At 59.6% G+C, this 24974-nt stretch carries 20 protein-coding genes and 8 pseudogenes; 7 read left to right on the forward strand and 21 right to left on the reverse strand.

The window, feature by feature from the left end; translation table 11 throughout:
• The 9 genes and pseudogenes from EN807_RS30335 to EN807_RS30380 form a co-directional block, all read right to left on the reverse strand.
• A pseudogene (locus EN807_RS30335) lies at positions 1 to 132 on the reverse strand (cytochrome); the annotation flags it as partial.
• Positions 133 to 148: 16 nt separating this feature from the next.
• The gene (locus tag EN807_RS30340) at positions 149 to 1381 is read right to left on the reverse strand and encodes a cytochrome P450 (RefSeq protein WP_135937779.1); all 1233 of its coding nucleotides are present in this window, start codon (positions 1379 to 1381) and stop codon (positions 149 to 151) included.
• A gap of 1233 nt (positions 1382 to 2614) precedes the next feature.
• Positions 2615 to 2986 (reverse strand): bifunctional hydroxymethylpyrimidine kinase/phosphomethylpyrimidine kinase, encoded by a 372-nt coding sequence (locus tag EN807_RS30350; protein WP_135937780.1) that lies wholly within the window; start codon positions 2984 to 2986, stop codon positions 2615 to 2617.
• Entirely contained in the window at positions 2892 to 3689 is a 798-nt protein-coding gene (locus EN807_RS30355) for a hypothetical protein (RefSeq protein WP_127210600.1), read from the reverse strand. Before EN807_RS30355 ends, EN807_RS30350 begins: the two co-directional genes overlap by 95 nt.
• A gap of 173 nt (positions 3690 to 3862) precedes the next feature.
• Positions 3863 to 4243, reverse strand: coding sequence for a hypothetical protein (locus EN807_RS30360; RefSeq protein WP_127210599.1), 381 nt, complete (start codon positions 4241 to 4243; stop codon positions 3863 to 3865).
• The gene (locus EN807_RS30365; protein ID WP_127210598.1) at positions 4244 to 4678 is read right to left on the reverse strand and encodes a hypothetical protein; all 435 of its coding nucleotides are present in this window, start codon (positions 4676 to 4678) and stop codon (positions 4244 to 4246) included.
• A gap of 56 nt (positions 4679 to 4734) precedes the next feature.
• Positions 4735 to 4968, reverse strand: a complete 234-nt coding sequence (locus EN807_RS30370; RefSeq protein WP_127210597.1) for a hypothetical protein — start codon at positions 4966 to 4968, stop codon at positions 4735 to 4737.
• Between the two features lie 716 nt (positions 4969 to 5684).
• Complete coding sequence (locus tag EN807_RS30375) at positions 5685 to 5963, reverse strand: hypothetical protein (protein ID WP_127210596.1); 279 nt, start codon at positions 5961 to 5963, stop codon at positions 5685 to 5687.
• A 181-nt stretch (positions 5964 to 6144) separates the two neighbouring features.
• On the reverse strand, positions 6145 to 6597 hold the full coding sequence (locus EN807_RS30380) for a hypothetical protein (RefSeq protein WP_135937781.1): 453 nt from the start codon (positions 6595 to 6597) through the stop codon (positions 6145 to 6147).
• A gap of 910 nt (positions 6598 to 7507) precedes the next feature.
• Between EN807_RS30380 and EN807_RS30385 the strand changes: the two are divergent.
• Positions 7508 to 7807: pseudogene (locus tag EN807_RS30385) on the forward strand (IS110 family transposase); the annotation flags it as partial.
• A 13-nt stretch (positions 7808 to 7820) separates the two neighbouring features.
• Here EN807_RS30385 and EN807_RS30390 read toward each other — a convergent pair.
• Positions 7821 to 8884: pseudogene (locus tag EN807_RS30390) on the reverse strand (recombinase family protein); the annotation flags it as partial.
• The gene (locus tag EN807_RS35815) at positions 8871 to 9182 is read right to left on the reverse strand and encodes a hypothetical protein (protein WP_164759722.1); all 312 of its coding nucleotides are present in this window, start codon (positions 9180 to 9182) and stop codon (positions 8871 to 8873) included. The gene EN807_RS35815 and the pseudogene EN807_RS30390, both read right to left, overlap by 14 nt.
• 271 nt (positions 9183 to 9453) lie before the next feature.
• Between EN807_RS35815 and EN807_RS36925 the strand changes: the two are divergent.
• From EN807_RS36925 to EN807_RS30400, 3 genes and pseudogenes are all read left to right on the forward strand, one after another.
• Positions 9454 to 9667, forward strand: a pseudogene (locus tag EN807_RS36925) (IS21 family transposase); the annotation flags it as partial.
• Between the two features lie 172 nt (positions 9668 to 9839).
• The gene (gene hisC, locus EN807_RS30395; RefSeq protein ID WP_127210594.1) at positions 9840 to 10994 is read left to right on the forward strand and encodes a histidinol-phosphate transaminase; all 1155 of its coding nucleotides are present in this window, start codon (positions 9840 to 9842) and stop codon (positions 10992 to 10994) included.
• A 73-nt stretch (positions 10995 to 11067) separates the two neighbouring features.
• A complete protein-coding gene (locus EN807_RS30400; protein ID WP_127210593.1) occupies positions 11068 to 12102 on the forward strand; it encodes an LLM class flavin-dependent oxidoreductase in 1035 nt (344 codons plus the stop codon).
• 450 nt (positions 12103 to 12552) lie between these two features.
• Here EN807_RS30400 and EN807_RS36930 read toward each other — a convergent pair whose 3' ends face one another.
• From EN807_RS36930 to EN807_RS30435, 8 genes and pseudogenes are all read right to left on the reverse strand, one after another.
• A complete protein-coding gene (locus tag EN807_RS36930; RefSeq protein ID WP_246684452.1) occupies positions 12553 to 13215 on the reverse strand; it encodes a hypothetical protein in 663 nt (220 codons plus the stop codon).
• Positions 13179 to 13703: a Mu transposase C-terminal domain-containing protein gene (locus EN807_RS36935; RefSeq protein WP_245485979.1), complete on the reverse strand. Its 525-nt coding sequence runs from the start codon at positions 13701 to 13703 to the stop codon at positions 13179 to 13181. The genes EN807_RS36930 and EN807_RS36935 overlap by 37 nt, the downstream gene beginning before the upstream one ends.
• Before the next feature lie 26 nt (positions 13704 to 13729).
• The gene (locus EN807_RS36940) at positions 13730 to 13975 is read right to left on the reverse strand and encodes a hypothetical protein (RefSeq protein ID WP_245485980.1); all 246 of its coding nucleotides are present in this window, start codon (positions 13973 to 13975) and stop codon (positions 13730 to 13732) included.
• Between the two features lie 348 nt (positions 13976 to 14323).
• Complete coding sequence (locus EN807_RS36950; RefSeq protein WP_245485982.1) at positions 14324 to 14881, reverse strand: helix-turn-helix domain-containing protein; 558 nt, start codon at positions 14879 to 14881, stop codon at positions 14324 to 14326.
• 418 nt (positions 14882 to 15299) lie between these two features.
• Entirely contained in the window at positions 15300 to 15485 is a 186-nt protein-coding gene (locus EN807_RS30420) for a hypothetical protein (protein ID WP_127211416.1), read from the reverse strand.
• Between the two features lie 471 nt (positions 15486 to 15956).
• On the reverse strand, positions 15957 to 16826 hold the full coding sequence (locus EN807_RS30425; RefSeq protein WP_245485983.1) for an McrC family protein: 870 nt from the start codon (positions 16824 to 16826) through the stop codon (positions 15957 to 15959).
• Between the two features lie 216 nt (positions 16827 to 17042).
• Positions 17043 to 17986 (reverse strand): annotated as a pseudogene (locus EN807_RS30430) (amino acid ABC transporter substrate-binding protein).
• Between the two features lie 484 nt (positions 17987 to 18470).
• Positions 18471 to 18910, reverse strand: a pseudogene (locus EN807_RS30435) (2OG-Fe(II) oxygenase family protein); the annotation flags it as partial.
• A 202-nt stretch (positions 18911 to 19112) separates the two neighbouring features.
• On the opposite strand from EN807_RS30435, the gene EN807_RS30440 reads away from it, so the two are divergent.
• Positions 19113 to 21032 carry a potassium transporter Kup gene (locus EN807_RS30440; protein ID WP_135937782.1) on the forward strand — a complete coding sequence of 640 codons (1920 nt, stop codon included), beginning with the start codon at positions 19113 to 19115 and terminating at the stop codon, positions 21030 to 21032.
• Between the two features lie 245 nt (positions 21033 to 21277).
• Here the strand turns inward: EN807_RS30440 and EN807_RS30445 are convergent, their stop codons facing one another.
• The gene (locus EN807_RS30445) at positions 21278 to 21517 is read right to left on the reverse strand and encodes a hypothetical protein (RefSeq protein WP_246684455.1); all 240 of its coding nucleotides are present in this window, start codon (positions 21515 to 21517) and stop codon (positions 21278 to 21280) included.
• 208 nt (positions 21518 to 21725) lie between these two features.
• Here EN807_RS30445 and EN807_RS30450 point away from each other — a divergent pair.
• Positions 21726 to 22052 (forward strand): annotated as a pseudogene (locus EN807_RS30450) (ISL3 family transposase); the annotation flags it as partial.
• A gap of 3 nt (positions 22053 to 22055) precedes the next feature.
• Here the strand turns inward: EN807_RS30450 and EN807_RS30455 are convergent.
• Positions 22056 to 22238: pseudogene (locus EN807_RS30455) on the reverse strand (ISL3 family transposase); the annotation flags it as partial.
• Between the two features lie 380 nt (positions 22239 to 22618).
• Here EN807_RS30455 and EN807_RS30465 point away from each other — a divergent pair.
• Complete coding sequence (locus tag EN807_RS30465; protein WP_245485628.1) at positions 22619 to 24874, forward strand: S46 family peptidase; 2256 nt, start codon at positions 22619 to 22621, stop codon at positions 24872 to 24874.
• Positions 24875 to 24974: the final 100 nt, after the last annotated feature.

Raw genomic sequence — 24974 nt, forward strand, 5'->3', positions numbered from 1 at the left:
CCAGCCTTCGTGCCCGGACGGGAAGCGCACGCGGTGGATCGGACCGTTGGCGCGTAGCGCCAACATCTCGGGCGAGGGCTCGATGTGATCGACGCGCCACATCGGCAGCGTCGGCAGGGGTTGTTCGCACATGGTGGCACTTCACTCTCTAAGCGATGGACGGGCGGAAGGTGACCGGCAGGCGCTGCGGGCAGCGAATGACGTAAGACGGCATGTAGATGACCTCCTCCGCGGCGATGGTCAGCGCCAGATCCTCCAGCCGCCCGAACAGCGCGGGGAAGGCGTAGCGCAATTCCAGGCGCGCCAGCGCAGCGCCCAGGCAGGAATGCGGCCCCTCGCCGAACGACAGATGAGGGTTATGCCGCCGGGTGACATCGAACCTGTCGGCGCCGGGACCGAAGGCCTTTTCGTCCCGGTTCGCCGCATGGAACGCCATCAGGACGGCGTCGCCGCGGCGGACCATGCATCCGTCGATCTCCACGTCCTGGGTGGCATAGCGGAAAGGCAGATTGGCCACTGCGCTGCCCCAGCGCAGGATCTCCTCGATCGCCTGTGACCACGGAACTTGGCCGCTGCGCACCAGGTGCAGTTGCTGCGGATGCGTCAGCAATGCCAGCACGCCATTGCCGATGACGCCGGTGGTGGTCACGAAGCCCGCAGAGAGCACCATGAACAGCATGTCGATGAGCTCGGTGTCGGAAACGAGCTCGCCGTTGTCGCGCGCGACGATCAGGGCCGAAGCCAGATCGTCGCCGAGCTGGCCCCGCTTGAGCGCGATCAGGCGACGGAAGAACTCCGGGATGCGCTGCCGCGTCTGTCGCACCTCTGCGGCTGTGGCGGAGGTGTTGGCCCGGCTGTAGGTAAGCGCGACGAGCTCCTCGCGCTGTTCGTCCGGCAAACCGAACAGTTCGGCGATCACGTTGGTGGGCAGCGGAACGGCGAACTCGCACATCAGATCGGCACTGCCGCCGCGCTGCGCCATCTCGGCCAGGAGTCGATCGACGCATTGTTCGATCCGTGGCGCCAGCAAGGCGATACGACTGGGCGCGAAGCTCCTGGACAGCAGGCCGCGCAAGCGCCGGTGATCGGCGCCATGCGCCGTGACCATGTTGTCCACTTTGCACATCCCGATCAGCGGATGATCCTCGGGAATCTCGCCGTCCTGCAGCGCCCGCCACTGTCGCCAGTCCCTGTTGAAACGCTGGTCGGAAAGCATCCGCCTGAGCGTCTGGTGACGGCCTGCCGCCCAGGTCACCACATTGCCTGACAGCGACACTCGCGCCATCCCCCCCTGCTGCAGAATCGCAGCAGACAGACTATCAAGTTGCGTGGGAGCGACCGACACACCGATCACATCGCAATGATCGTTTTCTACGCGCATGCCAACAACTCCTTAAAGAACCATTATGTATAAAGTTACAAAATCATTTGCAGCTTCGCGCAAGATGCGTAACGTCTCATCCCTCAACAAGAACCAGCAAAATTGGATTTCGACTAACCCGCTTGACCTTGCCGGGTTCGGGCGCCCTAGTTAATTGAATAACAAGCCCCAAAATTCAAGTGAAAGAATGTTAACTTTATTTGTTACTGAAATGTCTAAAATCGCATAATTCCGCAATATATTTCACAATTCTGGCCCGTCATCCCATTCCTCTCACGGCGTATCAGAACCGCGCTCGGCAGGGCTTCGGGCCCGAGCGCCGCAATACGCGAGGGCCGCGTCTTGTCGCAACACCCCTTGAAGCCTTCGGCGGCGAAGCGCTCTGCCAACGCCATATGCAGCTCTTGGACTTGCCGGCCTGCCGGATCATGTCGACGGTGCCGACGTCATCGTCGGTCCAGCCGGTTCGGAGCCGCCTCAAGAACATGCAGACTTCTGTCATCAGACATAGGCGCAGACATAGAAATTGACGCCGTAAGCTTCCCCGGCTCCTTCAGTGTCATCATCTCTCGCCCATCATCTCATGCCACGCCAGATGAGATCGCGCCTGCTTCTGTTGTTCCATTCCATTATCAGGATCAGAATCGGAAAAGGGTTACTTGCTTTTCATACGTCTGAAACACTCAGTTCATAAAAAATTGTGACGGTTTATATCTTTTCTACAAATTGTAAACATAATATGTACTAACTCAATCAGAAAATGTATTTGGTAAATTATGTATCGTTTGGCATTTAACTGGGAAATGCAGTCGTCTCGACCAGGACTGGCATATAATTTCAGAATATCGAAGTTCGGATTCAAATTAGATGCAATCGAATGGAGAGTGATATGCTAGCGCTCGGATATGTCGCCGCCGTGTTGGGGCTGCCCGTCAAAGAGGTGGCGCCACACGCCAGACACGCTTCAGGTTGGAAGCGCAGAAATAGCGGCTAGCCCGTAAATCGTGTCGTTGGCGTGATGCACGGCAAGCGGTCAATAGCGCCGTTCAGGTCGCGCATCGACGGTTGGCACAGTGGCATCCCGGCTTCCTCCTCAAAGCGGCGTGTTGTTCATAGGGTCGCGATCGCGTATGCCGCATTCCCAGCCCTCGAATAGGGCCTTTCACGTCCTGGGGGGTAGACCAAAGCGATTGCCTCCCAGACTCGACCGGAGCTTTGATACATTGGGCCCAATCAGCTTTTCGGCTCGATGTCCTTCGATCTGGCAAGCGCATCGAAAACATATTGCCTGGCGCGGCTGACGCTCGCTTCCAGCGATGCTCCATGAGCAAGCGAGCTGGCGACTGCGCTGGACAGCATGCAGCCAGTACCGCGCATCCCACGCGGCCAGCGGGGCGCATCGAATCGAACCGAGGGGAGGTTTGGCTGCAACAGCACATCGATGCAACGGCTTCCTTGCGCATGGCCGCCCTTGACGAGCACGGCGGCCCTGACCGTTCTCGACAATTCGTCAGCTTGACGCCAGGCGCCTTTTTCGTCCGAGGCCGGTGCCGATCCGGTCAATCGCGCCTGCTCGACCAGGTTGGGTGTTACGAATATGACCATAGCCCGCGAACTCTTGGGCGGCTGCCAGGAAAGCACCTGTCACGTCTCCCGCGAGCTCTGCAAGGTCGCTAGCAAAGCCTCTCGGGAAGCTGGTTTGGTCCGTGGGCAGTACCGTGCAGACGAAACTTTCGATCAATTCACGCACGTCAGGATCTGCGCGCATCCGCGCATACCAATCTGCGTCACGTTCGGGTTTGCCCCAGTCCACCAATCCCGGGAAACTTCGATCGGGTCGATACTCCAGCCAGCGCGCAACCTCCGACAGATTGCTGATTGAAGATCCGACCGCTGCCGCCAGGCGCAGAGCGTTTTCGAGATCGCGGCCAGTTGCCTTGAGTTTATTCTCGACCAAGCGGTTGAGCCGGTCCTGGCTCGCGCGCGATGGTCGCGGCGTTGCATCTGCGATGCGTTGTGAGAGACGTATGATCTCGGCGGCGGTTTCAATGCCCCAACTGCCGCCCTGATCGTCATCACGTGCGAGCAGCGCGTCAATCAGCGGGCGCAAGGTCAGGCGCACAGCTTGGGGATGCCCAGCAAGCGCAGTTTCTATCCCGGCTTCGACCTTGCCGTGATAGTAGGCAAGCGATCCGTCGGCACCTTGACGCAAATTGCGCCCAGTCACAAAGCTGTTTACAAGCGTGCTGATCTTACCCTCGAGACTGGAATCGATGTCGACTAGTGCATCGTCGAGGCCGCGCAGCACATCGGCTGACAGACGACCGTATGGCTTGATGAGTGCCCACAGAATCGCTGCAGGCTTGATCGCGTCGCGGGCCTCGAGTTGGTCGACGACGGTGCGCTCGATGGAATCCTGATGTGCCCGTTTGATCGCAGTCGCGAGGGCAGCTTGCGGATGCCTGGCGAGTTCGTCCGAAGCTAGGTCAGGGAGGCTGTCAAAGAAGTTGCGCAGCTCGAGCGGCAGGCTGAGTTCGCGCAGAAGATGAAAATCCGGTCATGCCGTGCGCTCTCAAAGGCCGGAGCGAGCTGATCGTTCCAGGGACGGCTGTCCGGCTCAAACTTGAAGCGCCCCCAAGGATCTTCAATGTCGTAGAGCACCGGGGGCACCGTCGTGTCGGTCCGCAGCTGGTCCGGGCCATGGGTGATGTGGACGCGCTTGAGATCAGGGATGCCGCCCTTGAGGTGAAGCCAGAGCGCCTCGGCGGTCGCGGTCTTTCCGCTGCCTGACTGTCCGATGATCATGATCGCGTGACGCTTGGCCAGCGCCTGAGTCAAGTCACCCCAATTGGTCGGCTGCACCTATCCGTCTCGGTCCTGTCCGCTGACTAGGTAGCCCTCGTGCTTGGCGATGACTTGCTCGGCTTGCTCGCGCGTCCACAGCCCGTCGTCCAAACCACCCATCCGGTCCCAAGCTGCCTCGCGTAGTACCACAAGGCAGTCTTCCCAACACGCGCGCGGGACGCGCAAACGCTCGAGCAGCAGGGTCTTGATGTCAGTTTTCAGCCGTTCATCATCCTCGCCACCGATGATCGCCAGCCGACCTGCGATATTGGTTCCTGCCGTTGCGATTTTCTGTGGCACTTTGCTAGCTGCGGGCCAGGTCCCGGCGTGTCTCACACCCAGATAGCTCACAGGATCATTGAGTGCTGCGCTGGTAACGAGGAGGTAGCGGGCATTCGGATCCTGTTCGAGCCGCTTGATCGCTGACTTGCGGTGTTCGCCATGCTTGAGCAACGAGATATATCTGGCCTCGGTCCATGCGTTGCCGGTGCGCCGTTTGGCCTGAACGATCAGGCGATAGCCAGCAGAGCGACCGTCTCGGCGACGGTGCCAGGCTCCAATTCCTGGACGTCCGCCTCGACATCTTCCTCACTAACATGTTCAAGGATCATCTCGCTGGCGAGCCGGTTGGCTACCATTAGGTCTAGTGCCAACCAGACCGAAACGTCAACCTGATAGTCGAAGCCCTTGAGCGACCAGCTACCAGCTCCAACGCGCCCTGTACTATTGCCATTGTCCGCCAACACATGCTCCGCTCTATTTATAAGAACTCCGTAGCGTGAATAGCGCGCATTTGAGGGATGCCCACGCCTTTGATGCCAGAAGACAGTCTTATCCAAATAGAGCGAACGTCGCTGTGACGTCTTGCTAGGCGATCCTGAGGGGCCAAATGCAGGTAGACTGGTTGGGGTCAAACTCGCCAGAGGACGAAGAATTCCGGCTCATGTGGATTGTGCGGCAATTCCCCGATGTAAGCGTACGGCGCGACGGACATCCGCTAACCAGCTAAGCAGCCTCTTGGCTATAAGGATCAAACGACTGCTTCTGGCGCATTGTGCTGTTTCGGAACCGGGTTGACCGACCTGGGGCAGGATCAAAGTCGCAATAAGATTGCAGTGTGGAATCCGGCCTGAAAAGCCGGACCCTTGTTACTGACATTCAATCTCAGGTGATTCTCGATTTGCACTCGATGCGCCAACTGCAGAGTGCATATCCGGCGCGAGGTAAGAAATATTCGCTTTTCGCTTCACCGTCCGTGCGTCCTGTTCGTGCAGGCGGTTGCAGAGCCTCCGACAGCCTGCACGAAAGCGTCGTCTGTCTGGTCGCACCCGAGCACGGGCGCCGGGAGCGCCAGTTCGAGCGGGCTAATCCTCGGAGTCAATGCTCGCCAGACGCGTGCTGCCGCTGGCGAAGCTCGGCAAATGAAAGGCGCGCTAGCGGACGCTAGGCGTTTCCTTTCTCAGTCGAACTTGATGCTCGCCTGCACGAACATGCCGTAGCGCTCTGCCTTCCAGTCATCGACCTGCGGGGAACCATTGGACGGCGTGTCCTCGAAATGCGCGCTGCCGTCAGATGCCACCCGCCAGTAGCGGGCGCCGACACCGATGTTGAAGAAATCCGTGACCTTGTAGTTCAACACCGCCTCCAGTTGGAGCCCATGCCCGTCGCCGTCTTCAGGAACGGGATTAATCTCTGGGCGCAGATGGTGCCGATCTTTGCCGTCGAGCCGCGTGAACAAGGAACGCCACGTCGCCAGAAAGGCTGAGTCGGTCGGTGAGTTGCGTCTGCCCGGCCAGTCCGAGCCGCAGCGAATGCCAATCGTTGTCCTGGCTGATGATGCCGACATTGGTCGGCATGTCTGCGCAAATCTGCGAGTTAGCCGCCTGCTGCGCGCAACCGACGGCGTCGTAGCGCTCGTTTCAGAAGTTATAGCCGACCAAAGCACCGATGCGGTAGCGCGGCGTGTTCCAGAAATAGTATCCCAGATCAGTGGTGAAATAGGTGATGTCGCCCCCGCGCTGATCGCTCGACGTGTTCGAATAAGGTTCTGTTAACGGCGGGAAATCCTCGTCGACGAGAGAGCCCTCGGTGACCCCGCCCGCACCGAGGAGGCCCTTGACGAAAATGCCAGTCGGATTGTGGGTTGCCTTGAAGAAGACTTCGCCCGAATGCGCATCGAGATGGTCGTAAGTGAGCCGCGAGAGCAGCCGCGTGCCGCTGGCGTCGTAAAGGTCCTTCGATGCTTCGCCGGTACTGTACCAGTAGCGTTGCCACTCTCGAACGAAAAGACTGGGGCCGCTGCCCCGGCTACAATTGCCGGATCGGCGATCACTGGAACATTGGCAGCGGTAGCGCCCGCCGTCAGCCCACAAAGCGCCCCATTTGTAAAAAAAGTCGCCGCATCAGATAATTCTCCTTTGTGTCCCCGGGGTGTCGATCTCGGGTTCTGTCGCAAATTGTTCGGTAAGAAGGTCGATGGCTTTGAGCGCTCTTCGGTTTCTGAGAAGCTCATGATGTAAAGGCCGGCAGTTGGACTGATCGGGATCGTGCTGCGCGTGCGCTTGTAGGTGGTGGTGAAGCCACTCCGATTTCTTGGTTGCGCTTGCCGTCACGATCGCTCCCACAGCTCGACCCATCGCGCCCCGGAACCCCACATACGCTCGCGCATCAGCATGCCCTCCACAATGCTACTGTCTCTATCCGGCGGATACGCCTGTCATGGCTGCCGCAAGAAGCGCTTCGTCACAAACCGGTCCCGCGGGCCGATCGGAGATCTGATTGCGTCCGCAGGTGACAGAATTATCCAAGCAAAATGCGTGCCGAATTGGCGGACTCTGCGCTGCACCGATTCTCCATGCCGGCGGCCCGGCCCCTCATCCCTTTTTTGTCGGTCTTCACATTCTTGTCGAGCTTCCGACACAAAAGGTTTGAGGATAAGAATGCTTCCTGAGCCGAGCCGAGCAGCAACGCCAAAAATGAAACCCTTCCGGAGGGTCGAATCAGGGTATACGCCTGCAGATCGTAGAACCATGTCTGAACGCCGAGACCGGCCTGAAGGTAAGCAGTCTGTGAGCTCCATGCTGCGGTCGAAGTGATGGATCAACGGGGCCGAATGAGGAAGGGGACCAAGCACGTCACCAAGCCCTCCATGATCGCGCGTGACTGCCAGTCGTTGTTGCGCAAGAAGATCGCGGTCCTTCTTTTCCTTGACTTCCACTTCGGTCGCACCGCCGACGCGGATGACGGCAACGCCCTCAACCCAACCCGTGCGGCCGTCAGGAAGGAGAGGTTCGGTTCTTCGGTGAGGTCGACGCGTCGGCGACCAGCATGCGGCGGGTCATAGGCCGGATCGCCAGCCGCTTTGGTTACGTGCATTTCTGCTATGAGGCTGGGCCGACCGGGTACGGCCTTTATCGCCTGACCCGGTCGCTCGGGCACGAGCGCACCGTGGTTGCACGCGCGCCGGCGAGCTGACCGCGGTGTGGGTTCCCGATGAAGGGCACGAGTCCATACGGGATCTTGTTCGCGCGCGGGCGGCCACGGTCGAGACGCTGCGGGTTCCATCGCCAACAGGTGAGCGCATTGGCCTCACATGCCAATGGATGGTCAGGATCACATCGCGCGCGTCGTCATCGACGTCCGCCACGATATCCTTGATGAGCGCGCGCAGCAGTTGCTGACGGCAGCGCATATCGACACCCGGCGCATTCCAGCCGGCTTCGAGATCCTGGGCGAGGCCGGTGAAGTCAGGGATCGCGTCGACAGGCTCCATGCGCTGGACTTCGCTGAGCCGGGCCTCGCAGGTCTCCACGCGCCTGAGCGTAGCTTCCCAGTTCCTCTCGAGCTGGGCCGCTATAAGCCGGTTCTCCGGGTCGCAGGCGGCATAGCGGCGCTCGGCGAGCGATGCCTCATAGCGTGCCTGCTGCAGGTCCATCTCGATCATCTGCCGCCGCTTGGCTTCGCTCTCCAGCTGCATCCGTTCAGCCTCCAACGCCGCTTCGATCGCCATCGGCGCAACCGCCTCCAGCGCTTCGCGGGTCACCGCCGCGTCGGTGCGAAAGCCGTTGAACGACATGCATCGCGCCTGTGCCATCATGAGGTTGCCGCTCGCAGCGATATACCGGATAACCTTGGCCGCGTCCGGCATACATAACAACCAGTCTTCGCCCGCATCGACCACAGGAGAGAAGACCCGGGAGCAACGCGCGACCGCCGCGGCCCGACTTGACGCCGCCGGCTTTGCCATAGGCGTTGGCGGCGAGAAATTCCTGGTTCCGTTCGTACTCGCTCCATCCAATATAGCCTTCGTGATGCTCCTTGAGCACCACCGCCCACTCGCTGGCCGGCTTGTATGGCCATAGCTCTTGCGAACGCGGCCATCGCCTCCAGGCAAAGCACGGCGCCCACATGGCCGGTGCACAGATCGTCGACCAAGCGCTCGAAACCGGGACGCTCCACAGCCCCGCTTGCGGTTCGTCCCAGATCCTCGTCGATCACCTCTACTTTGCGGAATCCCCAACGCCGCGCGACGCCGACAAGCTCATACTGCCGACGCTGGCTCTCAAGGTTGAGCTGCACTTGCGCCTGCGTGGACTGACGTGCATAGAAGACGGCCTTGCGCTTGAGGATGGTGGCCGGAATCAGATTACCGCTCGTCATCGCAGCTCTCCTCCTCCGTTGCCACGCCGGCGGCGGCCATCAGTACGTTGGCGAGCCGGGCGATCACTATCGTCCGTTGCGCTGAACTCAGCCGTTCAGCTTCTGCGAGTCGAGCGGCATGCTGAGCTGGCGAACGATCACGAGAGATCGTGTCAGTGGCGGCAAGGTTCTCATTTTTGCGTCTTCCCGATGATGAAACCATCCGGAGAGAATGATCCGACCGTTGGCGCGTTCTTTGCTGTTCTCGCAGCGAAGCCGGCGTCCGAACGCGCGAGAGCTTGTCGCGCGTCTCGATCATCCAGCGCTCGAGCTCGGTGACCAGCGGCGCGCTCCGCTCCTGGCGCACGTCGAGGCGTTGGGCCGGCGACGGGCCCACAAATGTGGCGGGCTCTACCAGGTCTACCCTGCGCGTTTCGCAAAAGGCGGACAGGGGTTCCGCTAAGCCCCCGGACAGTTTCCGGGGTGGATTTGACGTTCGGTTCTCGGCTGCGCCGTTCTGGTATTTTGGCTCTCTCATCATCGAACCGAGAGAGCCCATGCTAAGACGGAAGCAAGCGAGATGAACGAGCGTGAGGGATATCCGGACGATCCTGCGCCTGACCATGAACTGGGCCTCCCGGTGGGCGAGATGGCAGAGCGACTGAGGTTCGGCAAGACCTCGGTTTCCACCTATTTACTGCGGGCGCTGGAGGAGGGGCTGACGTGCTGGCCCTGCATGCGGGCTTTGACGACGATGCGATGTTGAAACAGCGTCTGTTGCATCGAATCGGCCGTCGGCCACGCGTTGTCGTCGTCAGGTTCTCGACAGCTTCCCGGTGGCAAATTCAAGCCGTGGTCGGCGCTCCCGACCAAGGTGGTGGGAAGGCAGCGCTGACATAGCCGAACGTCGATCAAGTCACGATCGACGATTGCCTCATGCTGCATGCCCCTGCGGAACTGAAAAACGGAGAAGAATATGTGCGATGCAAAACTGAAAACCGTGCTTTCGCTTTTTTCGCAGGTGGCCAGACAGTTAGATGCTCTCTCGTCCAACGGACCAGTGACGGATGCAAATTGCGTTAAGCTAAATACGAACGAGAACCCGTTTCCGTTGCCGAAGAGCGTAATGCAAAGTGCGATTGCTGCGATCGAACACCAGTATCTTTATCCGGAAGACGACAACCTCAGCTTAAGGGAAGCTGCCTCCGACGCTTACGGACTTTCCAAAGATCAGGTGATTGCCGGCAACGGTTCGTCGGAACTTCTCGGACTCATCTACAGAGCGTTCCTCGCCCCAGGAGATAGAGTGGCGATGCTGTCGCCCGGATTCTCGTTCAACCGAAAACTTGCCATGCTGCAGGGTGCTGAGTTTCTCGAAATCGCATCGAGCGAAGCTCATTCCTTGCCAATAGAAAAACTGCTGTTCGGCCCCGCAAAAGACGCGAAGTTCATTCTGTTGGCTAATCCGAACAATCCGACCGGAACATTCGTGCCGGTGGCCGAAATCGAACGCCTTGTGGAGCTAGCAGATCGCTTGATCGTCTTGGACGAGGCCTACGTCGACTTTGCACCCGACCATGCCCTGCGCCTCGTCAATAAACATCCGAATCTTTTGATCTTGAGGACTTTTTCGAAGAGCTATGCTGCCGCTGGCGTGCGAGTCGGCTTCGGTTTCGGTCATCCAGAAATCATTGGCAGGCTGCGCAACATCCAGAACGTGTTCAACATGAACGTGATCGGGCAGGCGGTCGGGAAAAGCATCCTTGCGCATCGCCACGCCTACGAAGAGAATCACAAGCACATCAAGCATGAACGACAGCGAGTGACCCTGGCGCTGTTGCAACTTGGCTTTTCCGTAACACCCTCCCACGCAAACTTTTTGCTGGCCCGTGTGCCGGCGGGACAGGAGGGCCCATGCTGGCAAGCAGCGTTGAAAGAGCAGAAGATACTTATCGCCAGCTTTCCTGACAGATATTTGAAGAACTGCATTCGCGTCAGCATTGGCACCAAAGAGCAGATGGATAAATTCCTTGCTGCCGCCAAACACATCTCCGTGAGCTTTAGGAGGAAATCGCGGTGTGCAGAAGCATCAAGGTCTGAATTCGCTTTGCATGGGCGGTGCATAATGTAATACGTGTCGATGTGTTATGAGTGCTGGTGTTCCAACGAGTAGGTTAGATTATGTCTAATTTGGAGAAGAATTAATGAAGAAAATTTTCCCTTCGGGCTTGACCTTCGGCATCTTCGATCATCTGGACGAAAACTGCGATGATATCGCCCAACAATATGCAGATCGGCTGACCCTAGCAGAGGCGTGCGATCGCTATGGCTTTTATGCGTATCATCTCGCAGAGCACCACTGTACGCCGCATGGCAGAGGTCCATCACCGAATTTGTTCTTAGCGAGCGTCGCCCAGCGAACCCGCCGTCTTCGTGTTGGTCCCATGGTAATGCTGCTTGCGCTCTATCATCCGCTGCGTGCGTTCGAGGAGATCTGCATGCTTGATCAGTTGAGCGGCGGCAGGCTCGAACTCGGCATAGGGCGCGGCTCTGCCCCGACTGAATTGGGATACTTCGGGGTTGCTGTAGAAGCAGCACCAGAACAGTATGCGGAGGCCAGCGAGATTCTCATGGGTGCGATGAAAGGCGGGACGCTTTCTTATCAGGGCCGCCACTTTGAGTTGAAGGACGTTCCGTTGACGTTGAGACCTCACCAATATCCCCATCCGCCGACATGGATCGCCACCAATCGACCCGAGCCGGCTAGCTGGGCCGCCGCGAATGGGGCAAACATCGCCTGCGTTGGACCTTGCACTTCTGTTCGCAGCGTTACCGACGCATTCCGCGCCGCTCGAATGCACGATGCTGACGTTGGCCACCAAGCGCCATTTCTTGGATTGCTCCGAATGGTGGTGATAGAGCGTTCTGAAACAGATGCGTATTTGCTCGCAGCACCTGCCTATGGACGATGGCTCAAGAGCTTCAAATTTCTATACGAACTTAATGCCATTCCCACCCCACCAAACTTGCCGCTGGACTTCGATGCAGCAATTGAAAGTGAATTGTGCGTCGTGGGAACGGCAGCTTCTGTCCGACAAGCTCTCCTTGATCAGCTGGAAGAGGCAGGTGCTAATTATCTTCTGTGTCAACTGGCATTTGGGGATTTGCCGCTGGATGCGTCGCTATACACCGCATCGACCATTCGATCCGAAATCATGGCTCGAGTTGGCGCATCGTGAAATCCGTTGCGTGATTGGAGGAGGAGCGGCAGCGCTGCTCCTCATTCCGAAACGGTTGCGGGGGATTAACGTATATGCCTTGGCATATGAGCAAACTGCGCCGGCGCCGAGCCAGTCTAATCTAAATCCGCATGACCACTGGCCAATGCGCAACAGCTTGTCACGATCATATTCCCTCAGGTTGCGCGGCTATCCACCTTCTCGAAGCGTTCGCCAGACATCACGTCTGCGAGCCGGCTTTGAGGATCGTCTCGAGGGCTTCTTCAGGCACACGTCGAAGGAGGCGTAGTTGAGATTGTATAGTTCGGGATAAAGCCCACCCAGCGCCATCTTGGTCGTGAGTGCCGGTCTCAAGGACTTGGCCATTTGTCGCTTGGCACTTAATTGTAAGAATGCGCCGGTTTGGTTAAGGATTGGCATTTAATCGTGAGAATCTTGGGCTTCTGATTCTCAAATTAACTGCATTTGAGAAGAGGCTCTCGACCTGCGCGCTCGGGCTATAATGTTCTCGGCGGCGTCGGTGAATCTCACCCTGTTGTCACCTATCATGTGCCCACGCAGCATTCGGAGCATCTCCGGTCCGGCACGCTCGACGATGGCGATTCCCGCCAGCAGAGCGGGCCGCATGTGAAGCGGCAGGATCGGCTTTGCAGGCGTGGGCAGGTTCTCCTGTTCCGCGCCGACGACACGGTCGAGATCGGGGATGATTGCGCCGAGCACCCGGAAGCGCCAAAGGTCGCTCTCGCGTGGTATAGGTCTTGGAATGCGTCGCATCAGGAGAAGCCGGGCAATTTCGGCTGGCGATGTCCAGGTTCCGATACCACGTTCGACTTCATCGTCGAGCAGCTTTTCGTCACGAAGAGCGGCAGTCCGATATTGCCGGAAAGGGGAGGCGAGTTCGCGACCGCCGGCATCCCGGAGGTGGTCTCCGCACAAAGGGCACGTAATGCGCCACCCCAGAAGCTGGCTTCGCAGGATCGGCTCCGGCTCCGTATGTCCCGGGCTGCAGCTGGTGCAGACCTGCGTTGGCCGCGTGGCGATGAACCGACGCGATGGTTGCGCGACATTTGCGAAGGTCATTCGGCGCACTGCGGCCGGCTCGGTGGCGAACATCTTGGCCAGGCGGATTTCCGATCACTGCTCAGATGGAGATCGGCCGCGCGCAACGCCGAGGCCTCCGGCAGGCAATGCCGAAGCATGACCAGCGGTGGAACCGAGTAAAAGGCGGCATGCCGGCCGATCCAGGATGACAGCAGTTCGTCCGCGACAGGTGACAACCTCGCTGTCTTTCTGGTCGCCGCGTCGACCAGTTCTCGCTGCGCCATCGCGGTGCGGACGATGGCGCGGGTGTCGACTTCACGGCGGCCTTTCGCCAGCAGAGTGCGTCGGGCGGTCAGCGCCTCGTGCAGGGTTATCGAGGGCAGGGTCACGTCGGCATAACGGGCTTCCACAAAGTTCCCTGATGGCCGTCGAACGAAAATGCGCGCTAAGTCGCGCGGATCGTACTTCACAAGCAGGCGGCGGTCAGAACGTCCGACGTCGGCGCTGAGCGCCGCCGACCAGTAGCGCAGGCCGAACAGATGAATCCCGGTCGGCCGCAAGGTGCGCTCCTGCTCAGGCAGGAAGGTCAGCCAGAAGCGGAGCCGATCCTGTGGCAGTCGAAGCGGGATCTCGCCCTCGTGCTCCGCCAGACCGCAATCGGCGGGCGGCCCAGGGAGCTGTGGATCGACTGATGATAGGAGCCGACGATATCGAGGGCGATGTAGCGCTCGAGTTCCCTCAAAGTCAGCGCTGCGTGCCGCTTGGAGTTGTATTCGCCGAACTCCTGTTCGTTGCTGAATGTTGTCCCGGGCAGCAGGTGCAGCTTTCCCATCTGCGTGCCGATCAGACGCTCGATGTGACCGCCGAAGCGCGGCTCGCCCGGCGGCCGCCATCGATTGCCATACCGGCATCCTCACAACCTCTCTTGAATGCTCGACTTCGGAAGTCGGATCCGTTGTCGACATGTACCGTGGTCGGCAGGCCAGCTACGGGCCACGGCTCCCTGATCTCACGTTCTCTCAACCATACCGACTTGTCGAAGACGGAATGCAAGAGGCACAGGCTGGTCGACAACCGCGACGGGGCCTCCATAGTGAGATAGAACCCGGTGACCATCCGACTGCAGATGTCCATCGCCAAGGTCAGCCACGGCCGGCCGATCGGCTGCCGGGTCTCCTCGTCAACAACGAATACATCGGGCTTTGGTATGGTCGATCTGGACCACCTCGAGGGGGCGGGAGGCACCGAACGCTCCGGGAACGGCCGTTGTCGCCTTCACGATCTTCTGTTCGCCACGTCGCCTGGCACGCTTCTGGAGGTCTATGTCCTCAAGGCGAGCGACGATCGTTCTGCGATGCGGCGGCTTCAGTCCTGCCGACATGCAGTTCGTCTGCACGTCCCGGACCAACTGCGAGACCGTCGGTCGTGTCCGCTTCAGATAGAACGTGCTGATGGTCCTCCGGACAATTTCCTCACGCTTCTCATCCAGTGTGCGATGACCCTCCGGCCGCCCGCGTTTGCGGTCCACAAGCGACAGGACGGTTCCGCCGGCGCGGAACAGCTTGACCAGGCGGTAAGCTGTAGCTTGGCTAAGGCCGAGCTCGGCCGCTAGCCCCGCAACATTTCCGGCCGTAGTACGGCCGGAGTGGCGCCTTAGAAAGCCGCGGATCGAATCCGCACGCCGGCACGCTTCGTCCCAAAGCGCCTCATCAATTTCGTCGGGAAATGGGTCGCTCATGGAGGCTCACCAGTGAAAAACTCCGAGAGCCCTATTCTCACATTAAGTGGTAAGCGCCAAGAGCGATTATCAAATTAACTGCTAATTCTCAAATTAAGTGCCGGCCTAAGCATCTGGAATCGTTTGTATGGCATTCTCATAACTAAGTGCCAAGTGACAGGTATCGAACGTTTGTTACCCAACGCAGTCAACAGCCCAAAATAGGCTGCGTATGTTCCCTGCACCGGGCGCATCGGCAACGTGACCCAAGCTGGGATTAAACACGCTGCGAGGGCATGGACCTGGCGAAGAGCCATTGCTGTTATCTGGTCGACACTCGCGCCACCCAGCTTCAGCCTTTTGTTCACGGGATCAGGCACGAGCACGCAATTGTAGGACTCATTCAATCCCCTAATGTCTCTGTCCTCGTTTCGCGTCTTCACCCCGATGAAGTAACGTTTGCCTGACTTTTCAGCAAGAAGGTCGCGAACGGGTGGTTGTGTATGTCGCCGTTCAAATCACGGATTCCTGAAAAACCATTTAGGGCAAGCGCTTCCGCAGCAAGGATTTCTCCGAGCCTACCAAGCTTGGATGTACGGCGAATGCGAGCAATGATGTCTTCCATTTTGTCCCTCGCACTCTTCTGTAGCATTGATGAGCTGTCACAGTTCAAAACCGGCAATACAAAGAAGTGCATGCAACGGTACGGATCGGCAATATGCCCTTCCCAAATGATTGTCGCCCGACCACACAGGATTACGCGACCTCTTCCCGTCTTCCTTGCGCAATGCTCACTTCAGGCGCCTGGGCCAAGGCTTGCCGCGTCTGAGTACTAGGGTGGGCGACAATGGGTTCAATCCGGCCGACTGTCACGCCGATAGCCGTCAAGCGTTCCCGCTGGAAGCCGGTAATTGCCCTCAGCCGCTTGCTGAACATTTCGCTTCAACCAATGTCGATTGTAACGGTTTGCAGCCAATTGCAGCTCCGGTGACTTGGTGCACTGTGTGCACTCCTCCGCTGTTTTTATCAGCGACGTGATGAGGGTAGAGGAGTGGAGCCGATCACATTTGTAAAGCTGGCCATACGCCATCATTTGCTACACGTCACCCTGCGACACGCCTTGCTTGGCATCCTCCATACGGGCGGCGATCCGCTTCCATTTCGTGTCGATAATCTGCACGACCTCGTCGCCGCGCTTGACCAGGATGTCCAGCCGCGTCTGGAACAGGGCACGTCGATCTTCGGTTTCGAGGCAGTAGAGCCGTCCACCTTGGCTGACGACACGGAGATCTGTATCCACCAGCACACGCTTCAACATTCGAGCGACATATTCCTCGAACAGGGTGTTCATCTCGAACAGCAGAGAGAAGCCGTCGCTGCAACCGGCAGAGGTCGTCTGGAACCGCTCACCAAGCAGGAGGCGAGCGAGATTGAGCAACTCGCGCCAGCGGCCATTGGTCCTATCAGGCACGACCTCGTCCCAGCGTAGGACCGACCTAGGCACATCCGCGATATCGGCATAGGCGAATGCCAACTCGCGCAGTCGGCGCTGGTTGTCGGCGGTCCGTGGGATGCGAACGAGCCGGGCAACAGCCTTCATGATCCGGTTGAGGGCAGTATCGGCGGTCAGGGAGTCATAGCGACAAGCCAGCCGCGATGGTTTGGCGGCGAGGATCGTGAACTGCCGCGTCACGTCGAGCTGTCCGCGCAGCAAGGGCAGGTCATTGGCGTGTTCGACATAGCGCCGCGGCATACCCTGCCGGACAGAATCGACCAACTTCTCGGAAAACAACCCGATCAATATTTCGAGCAGCGTCTCTCGCTGCCAGTCTAGCGTTGTGACCTGGCCCGCATCGATCTTCAGGTCTAGTGCGACGGCGAGCATGTGGACGAGACGACGGCGGATGCTGCCGGTCATCTCGGCCCCATCCTCGCCTGGAAAGTCGATCTTGGGCAAGATTTCCATCGCACAGCCTTCGGCAGCAATCACGCCGACGACCCCTCTCGCACGAAGCTGCTTGCGTCCATGCTCAAGGACACCGCCGCCGCCCCGGCCTGCGAGCGGCGACGCCGCCGCAATCGCAGCGATACGATCGGCCGCTAGTGTGGGATTTCATCGGCCGCCTCGCCGTAGCGACCCGGCACAGGTTCGAGCGTCAATGCCATTGGTAGAACGAGCTTGTTAGCGGAACGGCGGCGAATATAGCAGACCGCCCGTTGGTCCACAGGCTGTTGTAACCGCGCTCCCAGCCGAGCGGCCTCAGATTGCCGACGGTCTTGATGATGTTGTAGGCCCATGTTGGATTGAGGCCGATTGCGTGCGCCAGCGATGGATCAACGCCGAGGAAGCGCTGTATGGCTGGGTCCGGCGATTCCAGGAAATCGTCGACATTCTTGCTGGTGATGCCATTCCTCGGCCTGGATAGTTGCGTTGACCGTCCAGTTGACGATCTCCAGCCAGCGATCGTCGCCGCCGGCGCCAGCGGCTCCTTCGACAGCCGCTCCGGTAAGATGATGTAATCGTCGGGCTTCTTTAGCTGAGTCCGCTTGCCGACAAGATCGGACGAGTCCTGCGTGATCGCGTCGACGCGACCGGTCTCCAGCGCGTTGATGAACTGGCCGGTGTCCTCGATCGTCACCGGCGTGAACTTCTTGCCGGTCTTGCGGAAGAGATCGGCGAAGTTCAACTCGCCGGTCGTGCCGCTCTGCACGCCGATCGTCGCGCCATCGAGGTCGGCTGCCTTGGTCACGCCGAGGTCCTTGCGAACAAGCCTGCCCTGGCCATCATAGAAAACGGGCGGGCCGAAATGGAAGCCGAGCTGCAAGGCGCGCGTGATCGTCACCCGTCACGCCGGAAAGCAGAATGTCGAACTCACCGGATTGCAGCACCGGCAGGCGTTGCTGCGGCGAGGAGTTGGTGAACTCCACCTTCTCCGGATCGCCAAAAACGGTGATCGCCAGGGCGCGACCATAGTCGGCGAAGAAGCCTTGCCAGCGACCGTTGCTGTCCGGTGAGAAGAAGCCGGGTATCGTGCCCACGCCAACCTTGATCGTGCCACGAGCCTTGATCCTGTCGAGGGTCGGGCCGGCGTAGGTGGATGTCGAGAACAGTCCCACTGCCACCATGAGCGTTGTTGCCAGTACCGTCCTCCAACCGGCACCGGACCGGGTTGTCATTGTCATGTCAGGCACTCGTGCGATTTTTGTCATCAGCCGCTGGCGGAACTTCCCCCGCTCTGCCCGACCGCCGCAAAGTTAATTCTATAATTTTTGGAGGCTAAGGAATGGCAATCCATTTTTTGGCCACTGGGAAAGCAGATTGCTCCCAAAAGGGCGCATCGCGGCGAATGCGGTCCAGCTCGTTTCCTGGTTTCTGGGAGCGATGGATGCCCGTCGCGACCGGCAAGAGACCTGCCGGCAAAAAATTGGCCGGGCTCGAATGCGGCCCGGCCAGAAGAAGGTTCACACCTTCATAGAGACACCGTTCAGTGGCTTGGGAGGAGAACGCTGAACGACTTTACCTTTTTGAGCCCATCTCGCAGTCCCAGCGACACATCAAATTCCAAAGAATGGCTCCAATGAAAAAAATTCGTCTTTTAAACTGGGCACCTCAGCCGGGCCGGCTTTCCGGGTCCAGCAGGTCCGCGTGATGGCGCCGGGCGACGTCAGGATGTGAACGCACTCGGCGAGCACATTGGTTCCGACATCGCGGAGCAGCGGGTTGTCCGGATCGCTGGCCAGCCCGCGCACTTGCGCCGCCAATTCCAAGCAAGGGGATCGTCGCATCGAGCCTGGCGCTGAAGAAGATCGGCATCGAAATACGCTCGACGCCGGTGGGCGGCGATGCACGGTCGCGTGCAAATAGCCGTTCCAGGCAGTTCGACCAATTCGCCGATGTTGACGAGGAGCGTTCCGAGCTATCGGACCCACATCCACCCACCTTCCATCATAGTCGACCTGCAGCCCCTTGTTGTCATCCTGGAGCAATGGCGTCAGGAAACCGTCATCCTTGTGCGCCCCGACACCCTGGTCGCCATCGGTCGCATCGCGGGGGCACTGTGGCCGAGAACCATTCATTGATCTGGGCGCTTGAGGGTTCTGCCGGTGCGCTATTGCTCGTCGGTAGGCCTTCGGGGCTGGCGAGTCTGCCAAGGCGAGCAACGACAGGCGATGCCCGCAGCCATTACGTGACGGCACTTGATATTGCAGCGCAGCAAGCGTAGGGCACCGCGCGCTTATCGGAGTGTCGTCCATGGACCTTACCAATGCTGGTAACGAGGCAGAACCCGTCGAACAATCGAGCCATTCTGAGGTCGAGCAGCACAGCACCAAGGTGCTGATGCTGGGCCCACTCGGCGTGGTTTACGGTGATATCGGCACCAGCCCGATCTATGCTTTCCGCGAGGCATTGGTGGCATCGTCGGGGGGCGAAGTCGCCAACCGTGGCGACATCCTCGGCGTGCAGTCGCTGATCATCTGGTCGCTGACGATCATCGTCACCATCAAATATATCATGTTCGTGCTCAGGGCCGATAATCGCGGCGAGGGCGGGGTGCTGTCGCTGATGGCACTGGCGCGCAACAGTTTCCCGACCCGCTCGGCGGTGATCCTCGGCATCGGCATCGTCGGCGCCTCGCTCTTTTTCGGTGACGCCGTCATCACGCCGGCGATATCGGTGCTGTCGGCGGTCGAAGGCATGAACGTCGTCACGCCGACCTTCCAGCCCTATGTGGTGCCGTTGACGCTCGCCATCCTGGCGATCCTGTTTTCGGCACAGAGGTTTGGAACCGGCGGCGTCGCCCTGATCTTCGGCCCGATCACGGCGGTCTGGTTCCTGGCCATCGGCCTTTCCGGTCTCAACCACATCATCGCCGACCCGGAGATCCTGCTGGCAGTCAGCCCGCATTACATCGTCGCGTTCCTGATCAATTCACCAGACGTCGCCTTCGTAACGATCGGCGCCATCTTCCTCGCCGTCACCGGCGCCGAGGCGCTCTATGCCGATCTCGGCCATTTCGGCCGTAAGCCGATCGTGCTCGCCTGGCTGGCAATCGTGTTCCCTTGCCTGTTGCTCAATTATGCCGGGCAGGGCGCATTCGTGCTGGCGAAAAACGGAGTGGTCGGTCATCCCTTCTTCGAGATGAACGAAGGCTGGACGCTTATTCCGATGGTCGTCCTGGCCACCGCTGCGACCGTCATCGCCAGCCAGGCGGTGATCTCCGGCGCTTTCTCGCTAACCAGGCAAGCAGTGCAGCTCAACATGCTGCCGCGCCTGGAAATCCTGCATACGTCGGAAAGACAGTCCGGCCAGATCTACATGCCGCGCGTCAACATGCTGCTGGCGCTGGTGGTGATGCTGCTGGTGGTCGGCTTTGGCGAATCCAGCAAGCTTGCCTCGGCGTACGGCATTTCGGTGACCGGCAACATGCTGGTGACGACGGTGCTGCTCTATGTGATCATGAGCCGCATCTGGAAATGGCAGCTCTGGCTGGCCATCTCCCTGACGGTGGTATTCGCGTTTATCGATGTCGGCTTCTTTGCCTCGAACATCGTCAAAGTATTCGAAGGTGGCTGGGCTTCGCTAGCGGTGGCCTTCACCATCGTGCTGGCGATGTGGACCTGGATCCGCGGCAGCCGCTATTTGTTCGAAAAGACGCGCCGGAACGAGATCCCTCTCGATTTCCTCGCCGGCAATCTGCTGAAGAAGAAGCCGCATCTGGTATCGGGCACCGCGGTGTTCCTGACCAGCGATCCGCTGAGCGCGCCGACGGCGCTGATGCACAGCCTCAAGCACTACAAGGTCCTGCATGAACAGAATGTCATCCTCTCGGTGGTGACGGCGCAGCAGCCCGTCGTGCCCGACAGTGACCGCGTCAAGATGGAAACGATCAATGAGCTGTTCATGCGGGTGACGCTGACCTTCGGCTACATGGAACAGCCCAACATTCCGCGTGCGCTGGCGATCTGCCGCAAGCAGGGCTGGAAGTTCGACATCATGACGACCTCCTTCTTCCTGTCGCGGCGCTCGCTCAAGGCGTCGCCCAATTCCGGCATGCCGGTGTGGCAGGACAAGCTGTTCATCGGGTTGGCGCGCACGGCAGCCGATGCGACCGAGTATTTCCAGATCCCGACCGGACGTGTGGTCGAGATCGGAACGCAGGTGGCTATCTAGGGCATGCCGCGGTTGAGCAGAATCAATTGGCATTTCCCGAGCCGGTGAATGCCTGACCGGGCAGAGGCCACGATGCTTGCGCCCAACTGGGGTCTGGTTCCAGGCCCGAAGCTTCCGGCCCCAAAGCCGTCTCTTTATGCCTGCGATCATTCCGGTTCCCCATTTCTCCTGGAAGCGACATGCGCCAAGCATGGTAGCCCTTCTCCATCCTTCAACAACTCGGTCGCTGATTTTCCTCCGACGCGTCAGTCTGACCGAGCCGCAACATTTCTTGGCATTTCTGCGATGCATTCCTCGAGACGCTCCAGGCGGAACTTCGCATTGCGAAGTTCATGTCCGGCTTCGAAACGTCGATGGCGCCCCATAGGTGTGGTCGCCATGAGGTCGCGTTCCAGTTCGGCAATGCGCGCACGCACCTGCCGCGCCTCGTCCTGACGCAACGCCTTGATCCATCCACGCCCCCGCATCGCGCGGTCTTCCTGCAAGCACTCCTACAAGGAGCCTGGTATCTCACTGGGACCCTAATTTCCCGCAAGCCGAACCCCTCTAAATTTAACATCCGCCAATTAGGAAGACAAAGAGGCTCTTCGGGAAGACGGCCGGTGGCGCTGCTCTCGTGCTCAAGCCGAAAACCGTCAATTTTACAGATCCGATCAACTGAGTTGTGATCTTCCCATGATAGCCCTGCTTCCCCGTCTCGCGCATAGGCAGTCTCGCCAAGATATATTCGAGATGCTCTACGCCTTACGCCAGGACGGTCTATCCTACAGCGAGGTCGCCCGACAGGACCGGTATGAGCGTCGCAGCGTAGCGAAGTGGCTCAAGTTCAAGGCCCGCCAGATAGGCGGCGAGCAGCATTGAACCCCACATCACCATCGTGCTTTGAAACGTTCCTTGCCCAATGCTGGAAGGAAGGAACCGCTGCGGACGGCATCTTTTCATGACATCCAGCAACTCGGCTACACCGGCAGCTTCTCCAATCTGGAGCGACTGCTGGGAGCTTGGCGGCGGGCCGAAAGAGTGCGCGTTGTTGACGGCATCGATGTCTCTGCGCAAAACACGGGCGAATCGCATGATCGGAATAGGCGTCAGCAGGCCTCTTGGCTTTATGCACAGCGCCGCGGCAACAACTGGCGAAATCGCGTGGCCGGTATCCAGATCTCGAACGGGTCCCAAGCTGATCGCCATCGAAGGAACGTCATCGGCGCCATCGAGCTGCCCTGGAGCAATGGACAGGCCGAAGGTCGATCAACCGCCTCAAGACCCTCAAGCGCGCAATGTACGGCAGGGCAGGCCCCGAACTGCTGAGACTGCCACCGCGCCACACAAATTGCGGAAGAACCCAACTAATGGCCAGGGGACGGCTGTTCGGCAGTGGGCTTCGTCCCGAGCGAGGACGAGAGTGTCGGGTCTACAACCAAATGTCGGAGGTCGGACACGCAAGGCAGCTTACCACGCAGACGATTGAAAGCTTTATTCCTTTGGCACGATTAGTGCAACGGATGATCCGCAAACGTTGCACCGATACAATGTGAGGGGAGCGTCATTCAGATTTTTGTGTTGACCGTCCACTCAGTCTTCACCCAGTGGCTGCCGCGCAGGCGCTTGCGGACGCCGGTCAGCCGATAGCTCATCGATCCAGATCAGCGGAGAACAACAAACAGAATGGGAACGAGATCAGCATGAACTCGAATTTGAATCGTTTGGCTCAAGCAACCGCTATGAGCTTGCTCTGGACGGTCACCGCTACGTCGGCGCACGAAGGTATGTGGATGCCGGGCCAGACTGCGGAAGTGGGCGCGGCCATGCGCGCGGATGGGCTCCAGATCGATCCCGCGCAGCTGAGCCGACTGGACGCTGCCCCGCTTAACGCGATCGTATCACTGGGCGGATGCTCCGCCTCCTTCGTCAGCCCGCAAGGATTGGTCGCGACCAATCATCACTGCGTGCTGGAATCCATCCAGTACAACAGCAAGGAGAGTCAAGACTATCTCACCAACGGCTTTCTGGCGAAGAGCCTGGGTGAGGAATTACCCGCGGTGCCCGGCAGCCGCATCTATGTGATCGAGGATATGCGGAATGTGACCGCCGACATGCTCAAGGGCGTATCGGACAAGCTGAACGGCTTTGCCCGCTATGAGCGGCTCGACACGAACCGCAAGGCGCTGATCGCCGCATGTGAAGAACAGCCCAATCGCCGCTGCGGCGTAGGGTCCTATTATGGCGGCGCCTCCTACTATCTCCAGCAGAAGCTCGAAATTCAGGACGTGCGCCTCGTCTATGCGCCCGGGCTCGGCATAGGTAACTTCGGCGGCGAAACGGACAATTGGATGTGGCCGCGCCACACAGGCGACTTTGGCTTTTATCGCGCCTATGTCGCCCCTGATGGTTCATCCCGGCCTTATGCGCGCGACAACGTGCCCTACCGGCCGAAGGACTGGCTGCGCATCGCCTCTAAAGGCGTGCAAGAAGGCGATTTCGTGATGGTCGCCGGCTTTCCCGGGGCAACCAATCGGTTCCTCACCGCGGATGAAGTCCGGTTCAACTTCGCGCACTACGAACCGCTGTTGCAGCATTTGCTGTCGGATCAAGCGGCCCAGATAAACCAAGCCACGGCAGGCAATCGAGAAGCGCAGATCCGCTACGCCTCCATCCTGCAAGGCGTGGAAAATTACAAGAAGAAGCTGGCGGGCGATCTCGCCGGGGCCAATGCGATCGGGCTCGACGCGCGCAAGGCTATCGAGGAGAAAGCTTATCGCGACTGGGTCGCCGACGATCCCGCGCGGCAGGCGCGCTATGGCGCTGCGATCGGCGAACTGGGTGCCATGGTGGCCGAGAATAGCCGGGCCTCGCTCAAGGGGCTGCGCCAGGCGCTGCTGAACCGCGCGCAAATGCTCTCATCCGCGCGCACTCTGTATCGCTGGGCCAAGGAGCACGAGAAGCTCGATGAAGACCGCGAACAAGGCTTTCAGGATCGTGACCGTAACCAGACCGTGGATCAACTGACGCAGATCGAACGCGGTTACCTGCCCGACATCGATCGCAAGCTATTCGAGGCCGCGCTCGATGAATATCGCAGGCTGGACGCAAAGGACCGCGATACTGCGTTCGAAACCGCTCTGGACCAAATCGGCCTTGACCGACTTTATGCAGAAACCAAACTCGCCGACACGGCCACGCGGCTCGGCTGGCTCGACAAGCCGGCTGCTGCCTTCGAGGCGTCGGACGATCCTTTCATCAAGCTGGCGGTCGCGCTCTATCCCGGCGACATAGCTGCGGAGCGCGCGGCGAAGGACCGCGCTGGCCGAGCGCAGGCGGCGCGCGCGACCTATATGCAGGGCCTGCGCGCCTACCGGCAGGCGATCGGCCGGCCGGTGTATCCCGACGCGAATGGATCGCTGCGCATCACCTGGGGCAAGGTGTCGGGACGAACGCGCGACGGGCAGATCTGGACGCCATTCACCACGGCCGAGGGACTTCTGGCCAAGCACACTGGCAAGGGCGAGTTCGATGCGCCGGCCGCCGCCGTCGCCGCGATCCGGGCCAAGGATTATGGCCCCTTTGTCGCGCCGGAGCTGGGCACTTTGCCGGTCGACTTCATGTCCACGGTCGACATTACCAACGGCAATAGCGGCTCGGCAACGCTGAATGGGCGCGGCGAGTTCGTCGGTCTCGCCTTCGATGGCACGCTCGATGGAGTGATCTCCGATTGGGCATATGCCGCAGACCGCAGTCGAACCATCCATGTCGACAGTCGCTTCATGCTTTGGACCATGGACAAGATTGACGGCGCTGGCTGGTTGCTCCAGGAGATGGGAATGCTGCCGGCGTCGCGCTCATGAGCGGGGTAGTCCACGATCCGGCGGATCGGCCGACTGAACCGGCACGTGCTTCGCAACGCCCGCGAAAAACAGCTCCGCCGGCCTTTAGAAAAATTCCCTT

Origin of the sequence: Mesorhizobium sp. M5C.F.Ca.ET.164.01.1.1, from assembly GCF_004792125.1 — a bacterium.
Classification (GTDB): Bacteria; Pseudomonadota; Alphaproteobacteria; order Rhizobiales; family Rhizobiaceae; genus Mesorhizobium; species Mesorhizobium wenxiniae.